Here is a 12,772-nt window from a genome sequence, read left to right on the forward strand (position 1 = left end):
GCGCTGCCGGTCATCATGCTGGTCGTTCACGTGAAAGGCCTCCCAGACCGGCGTACATCAGCACGCGGTTCGGTGGTCGTACTTCATTCGGAGCAGTGTCACCTGTGGGTCATTCCGCCGCAGTCCTCCTGCGTGGCTTTTCCAGCCCACGCTTCCCCAGGACGTATGACTGCACCAGGTGGTTCCAACTGCATGTGCGACAGACTTCAACTACGTACACGGTGAACTCGTCGAAGAGGGTTGCCATCTTCACCAGTTCTTCAGGTGTCCGAGCTGAGCCGGTCGCGTGCTTGAGCTCGTCACCGTAGACCCAAGACACGTTCGTGAGGGGTTCCTTGCGGCACACAGGGCAAGGCACTTCCGTCTGCGTACCGTGGAACTTCGCAGCTCGCAGCAGGTACGGGGACGCGTCGCAGACCTCCATGGTGCCCGTCCGACCGGCATAGACCTCCGCCAGCAGCGCACGCCGCTGCAGCGAGTAGTCCACCACCTGCCGTTGGGTCAACACGTGACCAGAGTACGTGCCGACCGCTTTGGCGATGATGGGCCGTTCAGGGCAGCGGAGTCCGGCGCGATATGACGGTGTGCCACATCCCACAGTGAAGAGGGGCGAACGATGTATCGCAGCGATATAATCACCTCACCTATCGGTGCAGGTGCGGGGAGGTGACTCGTGTTCGAGTTCGCGCTGCTCGGCCTGCTGCACGAGGCGCCCATGCACGGCTACGAGCTGCGCAAGCGCTTGCATGACCTGCTCGGAGCGTTTCGCGCGTTCTCCTACGGATCGCTGTACCCAACTTTGCGGCGACTCCAACGTGCGGGCCTGATCGTGGAGGAGGGGCCGGAGGAGTCGGCTCTTTCTTGGGGACGTCGGGCTCGCAAGGTCTACAAGCTGACTTCCGAGGGCAAGGAGCGGTTCGCCGATCTCCTGGCCAACGCGGGGCCGCAGACCTGGGACGACGACTCGTTCGGTGTCCACCTGGCGTTCTTCTCGCGCACGCCGGCCGACGTCAGGATGCGCATCCTGGAAGGCCGCCGGCGGTGTGTCGAAGAACGCAGGGAGGGACTCCGCGAGCGGCTCACCCGCACGGGTGAGCAGATCGACCGCTACACCCGTGAGCTGCACAGCCAAGGCCTGGAAAGCACGGAGCGCGAGGTGCGGTGGCTCAACGAGCTCATCGCGCACGAGAAGTCCGAGCAGGACGAGTAGTACTCATCTTTGATCAAGGAGGACTCGGCAATGGGCGAAAACCGCCGCACCGTTCGAGTGGCCATCGTCGGGGTTGGCAACTGCGCGGCGTCGCTGGTGCAGGGCGTCCACTACTACCGTGACGCCGACCCGAGCACCCGCGTGCCCGGTCTCATGCACGTGCAGTTCGGTGACTACCACGTGCGCGATGTCGAGTTCGTCGCAGCGTTCGACGTCGACGCGAAGAAGGTCGGTGTCGATCTCGCCGAGGCCATCGGGGCCAGCGAGAACAACACCATCAAGATCGCGGACGTGCCGCCGCTGGGCGTCGTCGTGCAGCGCGGGCACACCTACGACGGTCTCGGTCGCTTCTACCGGGAGACGATCGAGGAGTCCGACTTCGAGCCGGTCGACGTCGTTCAGGCGTTGCGCGACGCCGAGGTCGACGTGCTCGTGTCGTACCTGCCGGTGGGTTCGGAAGAGGCCGACCGCTTCTACGCACAGTGCGCCATCGACGCCGGTGTGGCGTTCGTCAACGCCCTGCCGGTCTTCATCGCGTCGGACCCGGAGTGGGCGGAGAAGTTCCGCGCGGCCGGTGTCCCGATCGTCGGTGACGACATCAAGTCCCAGGTCGGCGCCACCATCACGCACCGCGTGCTGGCGAAGCTCTTCGAGGACCGGGGCGTCCAGCTCGACCGCACCATGCAGCTGAACGTGGGCGGCAACATGGACTTCCTGAACATGAAGGAGCTCGAGCGCCTGGAGTCCAAGAAGGTCTCCAAGACGCAGGCCGTCACGTCCCAGGTGGACCGCGAGATGGGCAAGCGCAACGTCCACATCGGCCCGTCGGACTACGTGGCGTGGCTCGACGACCGCAAGTGGGCCTATGTCCGGCTGGAAGGCCGCGCCTTCGGTGACGTGCCGCTGAACCTCGAGTACAAGCTGGAGGTCTGGGACTCCCCGAACTCCGCGGGCATCATCATCGACGCGGTCCGCGCGGCGAAGATCGCCCTGGATCGGGGCATCGGCGGCCCGATCCTGTCGGCGTCGTCCTACTTCATGAAGTCCCCGCCCGTGCAGTACTCGGACTCCGAGGCTCACGAGGCCGTGGAGGCGTTCATCCGCGGCGAGGCCTGATGCCGCCGGGGCCGCCGCTGCCCGCGGCGGCCCCGCTGCCTCACCGCTTCGACAGCCTGAGCTTCTGCCAGCTGCCGTCCGCGGTCCACCCGCCGTCGACGGGCAGCGCCACCCCGTTGACGTACCGGGAGTGGTCACCGGCCAGGAACCGCACGGCCTGCGCGATGTCGTCGGGCACGGCGAACCTGGCTGCCGGCACGTGGTCCGTGATGTCCTCGTCGACGTAGTAACCGCCGGCCTGCGACTCGACGTCCATCTCGGTCTTGACCCAGCCGGGGCACACCGCGTTGACCCGGATCCCGCGGCCACCCCACTCGACCGCGAGCGTCCGGGTGAGCCCGATCAGCCCGTGCTTGGTCGTGTTGTACGCGGCCCGGTCAGCCACCCCCTGCAGCCCGGCGACGGACGCGATGTTGACGACGCTGCCGCTGCCCTGCCGGAGCATGACCCTGCCCAGCGCCTGCGTGAGCAGGAACGGCCCGGTCAGGTTGACCGCCATGATCCGTTCCCACTGCTCGAGTGTGGTGTCCTCGAACGGCACGATGCCGGCGATCCCCGCGTTGTTGACCAATACGTCGACCCGGCCGTAGGTGTCCGTGACGTGGTCGGTCAGGCGCTGGACGTCCGCGGCGCTGGCGACGTTGCCGACGATGCCGTTCTTGCTCTCCTGCAGGTCGAAGCCGACGACGGTGAACCCGTCCTCGCGCAGCACGTCGGCGATCCGCAGTCCCATGCCCTGCGCCGTGCCGGTGACCACAGCAACTCGTTGCGTCATGAGCGCCACGCTAGGCAGCGGCAGCCGTTCAGGCACAGTCACGTTCGTGTGTTCGGAGTCTCAGCGAAAGTCCTGCTTCCGCTAGGTTCGGGCGGTGCGCACCCTGCTCGTCGCCCTCCCCGGCCTGGTCCTCGCCGGCATCGGCCTGACCCACCCGCACCACCTCGACGCGTCCACCGCGCTGTGGTGGCAGAACATGCACGTCGTCCTGGCGGTGATCTTCCCGCTTCTCGGTGCCGCGCAATGGGTTCTGCTCGAAGACACCCCGAAGTACGTGCGCTACCCGGCCAGGGTCGTCTCGTTCGGCTACGTCGTCTTCTACGGCGCACTCGACGCGCTGGCGGGCATCGGCGGCGGCGCGATGACGTTGAACGGCGCCCGCGAGGCCGCCGCTCCGGTCTTCAGGATCGGCAACCAGCTCGGAACCGTTGGCGCGTGGTGCTTTTTCGCCGTCAGCATCGCGATCGCGGGGTGCGCGCTGCTCAAGCACAGGCTCAAGGCGATCCCGGGAGCCGTCTTCCTGCTCGCCGGCAGCTTCCTGTTCCTCAACAGCCACATCTACTGGCCCAAGGGCGTCATCGCCTGCACCTGCATCGCGATCGGCATGGCCGCGACGAGCTACGTCAGCGCGGCCGGCAGGTCGGCGATCGAGGACAGCACCCGCACCTGAGTCAGCACGTCCGCGGCGGGCGGGAAGTGCGGGTTCGGCACGGCGAGCACGGTCATGCCGGCTGCCAGTGCGGCGCGCAGTCCGTTCGTGGAGTCCTCGACGGCGTAACAAGAAGCCGGGGACACCCCGAGCCGCGACGCCGCCAGCAGGTAGACGTCCGGCGACGGCTTGCCCGCGGCGCACTCCTCCGAGGACACCGCGACGGGCACGGGCAGGCCGGTCACGTCCAGGAACACCTTGATCAGCACGGCCGGCGCCGACGACGCGATCGCCACCGGGAAACGAGCGGCGGCGGCACGAACCGCGTCCACCGCGCCAGGAATCACCGGCAGGTGCGCCGCGTACGCCTTCTCCATCTCCGCGATCACGCCTGCCGAGGCCTCCGCGGGAGACAACTGCACGCCCACGGCCGACACCAGATACGCGCCCCACTCCGGCGTCGACATGCCCTGCATGTCACGGGTGGCGGTAGCGGTCCACACGCCTCCGTGGGCAGCGGCGAACGACTGGCGCACGTCGTCCCACACCTGCTCGGAGTCGATCAGCACGCCGTCGAGGTCGAAGATCACCGCATCCACGAGCAGAACCGTACCCTGTGGCACAGAATACTTCGCCATGCTAACCAAAGAAGGTTAGGATGGCTAAGTGAATTTCAAAGCTCAGCCCAAGCAGGTGTGGATCACGGCGTTCGCCGCGGTCATCGCCTTCATGGGGATCGGGCTCGTGGACCCGATCCTGTTGTCCATCGCGGAGGGTCTGCACGCAACACCCGCGCAGGTCACCCTCCTCTTCTCCTCCTACCTCGGTGTTCAGGTCGTGGCGATGCTCTTCACGGGCGCCGCGACGGCGAGGTTCGGGGCCAAGCGCACGCTCGTCGGCGGGCTCGCGCTGATCGTCATCGCCACGCTGGCGTGCTCGGCGGCAGGGAGCATCGGCCAGCTCGTCGGACTGCGGGCCGTATGGGGGCTCGGCAACGCGTTCTTCATCGCGACGGCGCTCAGCGTCATCGTCGGCGCGGCGAGCGGCGGGCAGAAGGCCGCGATCCTGCTCTACGAGGCCGCGCTCGGTCTCGGCCTGAGCGTCGGACCGCTGCTCGGCGCCCTGCTCGGCAGCATCTCCTGGCGCGGGCCGTTCCTCGGCACCGCGATCCTGATGGCCGTCGCGTTGATCCTTTGTGCAACGTTCCTGGCCGAGGACTCGAACCAGGAACGCCCGAAGATCAGCGTGCTCGACCCGCTCAAGGCCCTCAGGCACCCGGTGCTGCTGCGCACGTCGATCGGTGCCGCGCTGTACACGGCCGCGTTCTTCACGGTTCTCGCGTGGTCGCCGTTCGTCCTGCAGTACAGCGCTGTCGAGATCGGACTGATCTTCTTCGGCTGGGGCGTGTGCGTCGCGGTCTCCAGCGTCTTCCTCGCGCCGCGGCTCGCGGATCGCGTCGGCGAGAAGGCCGCGATCATCGGATCCGTGCTCGCGTTCGCCGTGTTGATGCTGCTGATGGCGGTGCCCGGCAAGCCGTTGCTGGTGGTCGCCGTGATCGTCAGCGGTCTGGTCTCCGGCCTGCTGAACACGCTGTTCACCGGCACCGCGATGAGCGTGAGCGACGCGCCGCGGCCGGTTGCGAGCGCCGGGTACAACTTCCTGCGCTGGCTCGGCGGTGCGCTGGCGGCGACGTTCGTGAGCCACCTCGCCCAGCCGTTCGTCGTCGCGGCCGTTCTCTGTGCGATCGCTGCCGTGCTCCTTGCGTTCAACCGCACCGACACGCGCGAGATACCGACAGAAGTCGTGATTGCCAGTGAGCAGCTAGTCGGTTAACCAACGGTGAACTACGGTCGGTTCCGGTTCCCGAACCGACCGTAGGAGGCCACCACATGATCCCTCTGCCACTCGTCAACCATCGTGTCGGCAGAGCAGCGGTGACATGCGAATACCGCTGCGGGGACGCGTGCTTCCACGACGTCCCGAACACCTCTGACAACCCCTACTTCGGTGATCTGGTCAGCCGCCGCACCGCGCTCAAGGCCGGTGCGGTGGTCGCCGCCGCCGCGACCGTCGCGATGCCGGCCACCGCGGCCGCCGCGCCTGCCGCGCCCGAGTCCAAGGGCCGCCCACCCAGGGGACTCGACTTCAAGCCCGTCGAGGTCAACACCAAGGACGAGGTCGTCGTCCCCGAGGGGTACGAGCAGGGGATCGTGATCCGCTGGGGCGACCCGCTCTTCCCCGGCGTTCCGGAGTTCGACTTCGACAACCAGACCGCCGCGAAGCAGGAGAAGCAGTTCGGCTTCAACTGCGACTTCGCCGCGATCCTGCCGCTGGACCCGTTGGAACTGACCGGGATCATGGTCACCAACCACGAGTACACCAGCGAGCCGTTCATGTTCCGCGGCTACAACGCCGCGAACCCCACCGAGGAACAGGTCAAGATCGCCTGGGCCGCGCACGGCCTCTCGGTGTTCATGATCAAGCGCTCGCTGTTCTCCGGGCACTACCGGCCGCGGTTCAGCAAGTACAACCGCCGCATCACGCTGAACACGCCGTTCGAGGTGCGCGGTCCGGCCGCGGGCAGCGACCTGTTGAAGACCTCCGTCGACCCGACCGGCAAGAAGGTCTTCGGCACGATCAACAACTGCGCCGGCGGCGTCACGCCGTGGGGCACGATCCTGTCCGGCGAGGAGAACTTCAACCAGTACTTCGCCAACGCCGCCGGCCGCAACGATCCCAGGCTCACCCGCTACGGCGTCACCGGCACCGCGACCACGCGCAAGTGGGAGCGCTTCGACAAGCGCTGGGACCTCGCGCAGGAACCCAACGAGGTCAACAGGTTCGGCTGGATCATCGAGCTCGACCCCAACGACCCGGACTCGACGCCGATCAAGCACACCGCGCTCGGCCGGTTCAAGCACGAGACCGCGAACATCCGTGTCGCCGACGACGGCCGGGTGGTCGCGTACTCCGGTGACGACGAGCGGTTCGAGTACATCTACAAGTTCATCTCGAACGGCAAGATGAAGCGCGGCAACAGCAAGGCCGCGCGCCGTCACAACATGACGTTGCTCGACGACGGCACGCTCTACGTCGCGCGCTTCAAGGGCGACAGCCCGGCGAGCGAGATCGACGGCACCGGAAAGCTGCCCAGCGACGGGAAGTTCGACGGCACCGGCGAGTGGATCCCGTTGGCGGCGGGCAAGAAGTCCTTCGTGCCCGGTATGACCGCCGAAGAGGTGTACGTCTTCACGCGCATCGCGGCGGACAAGGTCGGCGCGACCAAGATGGACCGTCCCGAGGACATCCAGTGCCACCCGCGCACCGGCACTGTCTACTGTGCGCTCAGCAACAACGTCGAGCGCGGCGTCACCCCGGGCAAGGAAGGCGCGACCGAGCCGAACCCGCGGGTGAACAACCGGCACGGGCAGGTGCTGGAGCTCACCGAACGCCGCGGCGACGCGCTCGCGCTGACGTTCAACTGGGGCCTGTTCCTGGTGTGCGGCTTCCCCGACGACCCGAACACGTACTTCGGCGGGTACGACAAGTCGCAGGTGAGCCCGATCTCCAGTCCGGACAACGTGGCGTTCGACCGGTACGGCAACCTGTGGATCTCCACGGACGCCGACGGCAAGCTCGACGGACTCAACGACGGCCTCTACGGGGTGCCGCTGGAAGGTCCGGAACGCGGTCACCTCAAGCTGTTCCTCACGGTGCCGCGCGGTGGCGAGACCTGCGGTCCGATCATCGGCGAGCGGGTGATCACCGTGTGCGTCCAGCACCCCGGTGAGGTGGACGGCGCGAGTGCCGACAAGCCCGTCTCCAACTGGCCGGACCGGGGCACCTCGCGGCCGCGTCCGTCGGTCGTCGCGGTGTGGCGCAAGGGCCGTCGTCAGCTGGGTGAAATCGGTTGATCACCCTGCGTGCCCTGATCGTTCGGGTGTAGCGCGTGTTCGCCTGCCGTTCATCTCGTGGACGGCAGGCGATCTCGTTGGGCTCTTAGTTTCGGCCAGTTCCCACACTGACCGATCTCGGAGGCCTGCGTGTCCTCACCCACCGATCGGGGCCGCCGCCTGCTGCCCCTGCTCCCGACGAACCACCCGCTCGGGCGTCAGGCCATCACCTGCGAGTTCCGCTGCGGCAACGCGTGTGCGCACGAGGCGCCCAACTCTTCGCGCAACGCGTACTTCGGCGACGTCGTCCAGGAGGTCGTGAGCCGCCGCGGCATGCTGAAGGCCGGCGCGGTCGTCGCGGTCGCGGGCGCCGGTGCGCTCGCCATGTCCGGTTCGGCCGCCGCTGCTCCGGTCGACGTCGACGTCGACCTGAACCTCGGCTTCGGCAACAACAAGGACGGGCTCAACTTCGAGCCGGTGGCGCCCAACACCCTCGACCAGGTCACGGTGCCGAAGGGGTTCCAGCAGGACGTCGTGATCCGCTGGGGTGACGCGGTGCTGCCGGACGCGCCGAAGTTCGACTTCGACAACCAGACGCCCGAGGCGCAGGCCAAGCAGTTCGGCTTCAACAACGACTTCTGCGGCCTCGTCCCGGTGCCCGGTTCCTGGGACAGTTGGCTCATGGTGAGCAACCACGAGTACACGACCGAGTCGGCCATGTTCAAGGACTGGGCGCCGGACAAGATCACCGAGAAGCACGCCAAGATCGCGTGGGCCGCGCACGGCCTCTCGGTCGTGATGGTCGACCGCGACCACCGCACCGGCAAGCTCGTCGTCTGCAAGGACGACATGAAGAAGTACAACCGCCGGATCACGCTCACCACGCCGTTCGAGGTGCGTGGCCCCGCCGCCGGGTCGAAGTTCCTCAAGACCTCCGCCGACCCGACGGGCAAGAAGGTCCTGGGCACGCAGAACAACTGTGCCGGCGGCGTCACGCCGTGGGGCACGATCCTGTCCGGCGAGGAGAACTTCAACCAGTACTTCGCCAACGGCGGCCTGGTCACCGACCCGGACACCAAGGCCAAGTTCGCCCGCTACGGCATCAGCGGCGGCGCGTCGCTGCGCAAGTGGGAGAACTTCGACAAGCGCTTCGATCTGGTCCAGGAACCCAACGAGGCCAACAGGTTCGGCTGGATCGTCGAGATCGACCCGCTCGACCCCAAGTCGACGCCGGTCAAGCACACCGCGCTCGGTCGTTTCAAGCACGAGGGCGCGAACGTCATCGTCGCCAAGGACGGCCGTGTCGTCGCGTACATGGGTGACGACGAGCGCTTCGACTACATGTACAAGTTCGTCACGGACGAGCGCATGCAGAAGGGCGACTCGAAGCGCGCCCGCGAGCACAACAAGCGCCTGCTGGACAAGGGCACGCTCTACGTCGCCAAGTTCACCGGCGACAGCCCGGCCGCAGAGATCGACGGCACCGGCAAGCTCCCCGCGGACGGCGAGTTCGACGGCTCGGGTGAGTGGATCGCACTGGCGCACAACGACAAGTCGTTCGTGCCGGGCTTCACCGCCGAAGAGGTCTACGTCTTCACGCGCCTCGCCGCGGACAAGATGGGCGCCACGAAGATGGACCGCCCGGAGGACGTCGAGCCCTCGACGCACAACCGCCGGATCTACGCCGCGCTGACCAACAACACCGATCGCGGCAAGGCGGGCAAGGAAGGCCCGACCGAGATCAACCCGCGCAACGGCAACAAGCACGGCCACGTCCTGGAGATCGAGGAGCGCCGCGGCGACAACACGGCGCTGACGTTCTCGTGGAAGCTGCTGCTGGTCTGCGGTGACCCCAAGGACCCCGGCACGTACTTCGGCGGCTTCGACAAGTCGCAGGTCAGCCCGATCTCGTGCCCGGACAACGTCGCGTTCGACTCGCACGGCAACCTGTGGATCTCCACGGACGGCAACGCCCTGGGATCCAACGACGGTCTGTTCGCGGTGCCCGTCTCCGGCAAGCGCCGCGGGCAGGTGAAGCAGTTCCTCACCGTGCCCAGGGGTGCGGAGACCTGCGGCCCGGTCATCACCGAGGACTTCGTGCTGGTGTCCGTGCAGCACCCCGGTGAGATCGACGGGGCGTCGGCGAACAACCCGCTCTCGCACTGGCCGGACGGCGGCACCTCGCAACCGCGTCCGTCCGTCGCGGTGGTGTGGCGCAAGGACCGTCGCAAGATCTGCGACTGACGCACGGTAGGCACCGTCTCACTTGGTGGAGTCGTTTGAACCGGTGCAGCCATCAGTACGTTTTACACAGGTGGCTGCACCGCGGACGGCCAAGACACGTCGCACTGTCTGTTCTGTCCACATTGGAGTGAGTGATGAAACGTGCTCATCTCGTGCTCGTTGCCACAACTCTGCTCAGCGTCGCCGCAGGAAGCGTCGCATCCACCGCCGCATCAACGCCAGAGGCCATGAACGGATCCGACGCGAGGGTCGCACCCGCGGTTCAGGTCCCGCCTGGCAACAAGCTCGTCGCAAAGTTCTACGCCAAGGGCGTGCAGACCTACAGCTGCACAGCGGGAGCCTGGAAGGGTCTGGAACCCGCCGCCACCCTGGCAGACCGTCTCGGCCGTGCGGTCGCTCTGCACTCGCGCGGCCCGATCTGGGTGTCCACCGTCGACGGCAGCGCGGTCGAGGCCGCCCCGGTCGACGGCGCCCGCAACGAGGTGCCCGGAGCGGTTCCGGAGCTTCTGCTGAAAGCCAAGTCGACCAGGGGCGCCGGCACGTTCGCCGGCGTCAGCTACGTGCAGCGCCTCGCCACCAAGGGCGGTCTCGCACCGGCAGGCGGTTGTACCGAAGGCGCCCAGACCTCCGTGCATTACGAGGCGCTCTACACCTTCTCCGTCCCCGCCCGCTGAACCAGGGCGACCACCGCCGCGCTGACCATCGTGATGCCGACGACCCAGAGGCCGGTCTTCTGGGTCCCGGTCAGGTCGCGCAACCACCCAGTCACGTAAGGAGCGACGAACCCGCTCACGTTGCCCAGTGAGTTGATCAACGCGATCCCGCCCGCCGCGGCCGTGCCGCCCAGAAAACTCGTGGGAAGCGCCCAGAACGTGGGCAGGGCAGCGCACACACCGATCGCGCACACGCTCACCGCGACCATCGCGGCGATCGGGTTGTCGAGGTAGAGCGCCACCGGAATCGCCGCTCCGCCGAGCAACATCGGCGCGGCGACGTGCCACTTCCGTTCTCCGGTGCGGTCGCCGTGCCTGGCCCACAGGATCATGGCGACCGCGCCGAGGACGTACGGAATCGCGTTGATCAGCCCGCGCTCGACGATGTTCGCCTCCGGCGCGAGCCCCTTGATGATCGTCGGCAGGAAGAACCCCAGCGTGTACAGCCCGTACACGATCCCGAAGTACACGAAGCTCAACGCCAGCACTCGCGGGTGCGTGAGGGCCTTCTTGAGCGGCCAGTGCTCCTTCTGCGGTTCCTCGATCGCCGTCTCGGGCTTGTCCGGCAACCAGAACCACGTCACGAACGCCAGCGCGATCGCCGGCAGCCCCTCGATCAGGAACATGGTGCGCCAGTCGGTCCACTGGATCAGCAACCCGCTGAACGTGGCCCCGAGCGCCGTCGAGATCGGCACCGCGACCATGAACAGCGCGACGATCCGCGCCCGCTCCTTCTCCGGGTACCAGTACGTCAGGTACAGGATGATCCCGGGGAAGAACCCGGCCTCCGCCACCCCGAGCAGGAACCGCAGGACGATCAGCACGGTCCCGTTGGGCACGAACGCCATGGCCGTGGCCACGATCCCCCAGCTGATCATGATCCGGGCGATCCACCGCCGCGCCCCGAACCTGTGCAACGCCAGGTTGCTGGGCACCTCGAGGATCAGGTACCCGATGAAGAACACCCCGGACGCGAACCCGAACACCGTCGCCGAGAGCTTCAACTCCTCCGACATGCCGTTGGGCCCGGCGAACCCGATGTTGACCCGGTCGAGGTAGTTGATGAAGTAGAGCAGGCAGAGATACGGGAGGATGAGCTTCTTGGGCACGTTATGTTTCCCCCATGAGTGATCGTCCGGTCGCCCTCGTCACCGGGGCATCCAGCGGAATCGGCTCGGCCATCGCCAGAAGTCTGGCCCCGACTCACGATCTTCTGCTAGGCGGACGTGACGAAACGTCCCTGTCCGTGCTGGCTGCGGAACTCCCCGGCGCGACCGCCTGGCCGTTCGACCTGACGAACGTGGCCTCGGCCGACCTGGGCGCCGTCTCGCGCCTCGACGTGATCGTCCACAGCGCCGGCATCGCCCTCCTGGGCCCGCTGTCCGAGGCCTCCCAGGACGACTGGCGCCACACGTTCGACGTGAACGTCTTCGCCGTAGCCGAACTGACCAACCTGGTCCTGCCACAACTCCGCGCCGCCTCCGGCCACGTGGTGCTCATCAACTCGGGCGCCGGCCTGAACGCGAACCCGGGCTGGGGCGTCTACGCGGCGTCGAAGTTCGCGCTGCGGGCCTACGCCGACGCACTGCGCGGCGACGAGCCGACGTTGCGGGTGACCACGGTCTACCCCGGCCGCACGGCCACGCCGATGCAGGAGGACGTCCGACGCCAGGAGGGCGGCGAGTACGACCCGTCGAAGTACCTCGACCCGGCCTCGCTGGGGCGCGCGGTGGCGTCGGCCGTGCTGGCGACGCCCGACGCCCACATCACCGAGATCAACGTGCGGTCGCGGCCGCACTGAAGTTGTCCACAGATCCATCAACAGCCTGTGGTCAGCTGTAACGGACAGTAAAATTAACATTGGGGGAACCCGGCGCGCATCTGCTGCTGCGCGCCGCTAACGGCTGTTATGCACTCCGCAGCCGGGCTGTCACGTGGTGACGCCCGCGTGCGTCTCGCGCCGGTGTGTCAGGGCCGACCTACCCCAGGGCCCCGGCAAAGTCCCGTCAGCCCATCCGCCTGGCTGCCGATGGCGTGTGCAAGTACCGAGCCTTTTCCATCCTGTTTCAGCTGGTCATGCCCATCGGAACGAGAATGTCGGGCTGGTCGCGCTCTCATGGTGTTGGTGAGGGAAGTTGGTAGTAGCTGGCGTGATCAGCAAACGCTTGCGTC

The 12,772-nt window shown here is 67.1% G+C and carries 12 protein-coding genes; 8 read left to right on the forward strand and 4 right to left on the reverse strand.

Translation table 11 applies throughout. The features are described 5' to 3' along the window. Window positions 1-109 precede the first annotated feature (109 nt). Window positions 110-508, reverse strand: a complete 399-nt coding sequence (locus G7043_RS23515) for a DUF5318 domain-containing protein (protein WP_166048805.1) — start codon at window positions 506-508, stop codon at window positions 110-112. Between the two features lie 165 nt (window positions 509-673). Between G7043_RS23515 and G7043_RS23520 the strand changes: the two genes are divergently transcribed. Continuing rightward, on the forward strand, window positions 674-1,210 hold the full coding sequence (locus G7043_RS23520) for a PadR family transcriptional regulator (RefSeq protein WP_166048807.1): 537 nt from the start codon (window positions 674-676) through the stop codon (window positions 1,208-1,210). Window positions 1,211-1,240: 30 nt separating this feature from the next. Then, window positions 1,241-2,326, forward strand: coding sequence for an inositol-3-phosphate synthase (locus G7043_RS23525; protein WP_166048809.1), 1,086 nt, complete (start codon window positions 1,241-1,243; stop codon window positions 2,324-2,326). Between the two features lie 40 nt (window positions 2,327-2,366). On the opposite strand, the gene G7043_RS23530 is transcribed toward G7043_RS23525, so the two are convergent. Beyond that, entirely contained in the window at window positions 2,367-3,101 is a 735-nt protein-coding gene (locus tag G7043_RS23530) for an SDR family NAD(P)-dependent oxidoreductase (protein ID WP_166048811.1), read from the reverse strand. Between the two features lie 94 nt (window positions 3,102-3,195). Between G7043_RS23530 and G7043_RS23535 the strand changes: the two genes are divergently transcribed. Beyond that, a complete protein-coding gene (locus G7043_RS23535) occupies window positions 3,196-3,771 on the forward strand; it encodes a hypothetical protein (protein ID WP_166048813.1) in 576 nt (191 codons plus the stop codon). On the opposite strand, the gene G7043_RS23540 is transcribed toward G7043_RS23535, so the two are convergent. After that, window positions 3,720-4,349 (reverse strand): HAD family hydrolase, encoded by a 630-nt coding sequence (locus G7043_RS23540; RefSeq protein ID WP_166048815.1) that lies wholly within the window; start codon window positions 4,347-4,349, stop codon window positions 3,720-3,722. The genes G7043_RS23535 and G7043_RS23540 overlap by 52 nt on opposite strands. Window positions 4,350-4,416: 67 nt before the next feature. On the opposite strand from G7043_RS23540, the gene G7043_RS23545 reads away from it, so the two are divergent. From G7043_RS23545 to G7043_RS23560, 4 genes are all read left to right on the forward strand, one after another. Next, the gene (locus tag G7043_RS23545; RefSeq protein WP_166048817.1) at window positions 4,417-5,583 is read left to right on the forward strand and encodes an MFS transporter; all 1,167 of its coding nucleotides are present in this window, start codon (window positions 4,417-4,419) and stop codon (window positions 5,581-5,583) included. Window positions 5,584-5,639: 56 nt separating this feature from the next. After that, window positions 5,640-7,664, forward strand: coding sequence for a PhoX family protein (locus tag G7043_RS23550; RefSeq protein ID WP_166048819.1), 2,025 nt, complete (start codon window positions 5,640-5,642; stop codon window positions 7,662-7,664). Between the two features lie 129 nt (window positions 7,665-7,793). Beyond that, window positions 7,794-9,887: a PhoX family protein gene (locus G7043_RS23555; protein ID WP_166048820.1), complete on the forward strand. Its 2,094-nt coding sequence runs from the start codon at window positions 7,794-7,796 to the stop codon at window positions 9,885-9,887. Between the two features lie 227 nt (window positions 9,888-10,114). After that, complete coding sequence (locus G7043_RS23560; protein WP_242642574.1) at window positions 10,115-10,561, forward strand: DUF3455 domain-containing protein; 447 nt, start codon at window positions 10,115-10,117, stop codon at window positions 10,559-10,561. Here G7043_RS23560 and G7043_RS23565 read toward each other — a convergent pair. After that, on the reverse strand, window positions 10,534-11,709 hold the full coding sequence (locus G7043_RS23565; protein WP_166048824.1) for an MFS transporter: 1,176 nt from the start codon (window positions 11,707-11,709) through the stop codon (window positions 10,534-10,536). The two genes, G7043_RS23560 and G7043_RS23565, sit on opposite strands and share 28 nt — an antisense overlap. A gap of 14 nt (window positions 11,710-11,723) precedes the next feature. Here G7043_RS23565 and G7043_RS23570 point away from each other — a divergent pair, with 14 nt between their 5' ends. Further along, the gene (locus G7043_RS23570) at window positions 11,724-12,401 is read left to right on the forward strand and encodes an SDR family oxidoreductase (RefSeq protein ID WP_166048826.1); all 678 of its coding nucleotides are present in this window, start codon (window positions 11,724-11,726) and stop codon (window positions 12,399-12,401) included. Window positions 12,402-12,772 lie beyond the last annotated feature (371 nt).

Origin of the sequence: Lentzea alba, from assembly GCF_011067745.1 — a bacterium.
Taxonomy (GTDB): domain Bacteria; phylum Actinomycetota; class Actinomycetes; order Mycobacteriales; family Pseudonocardiaceae; genus Lentzea; species Lentzea alba.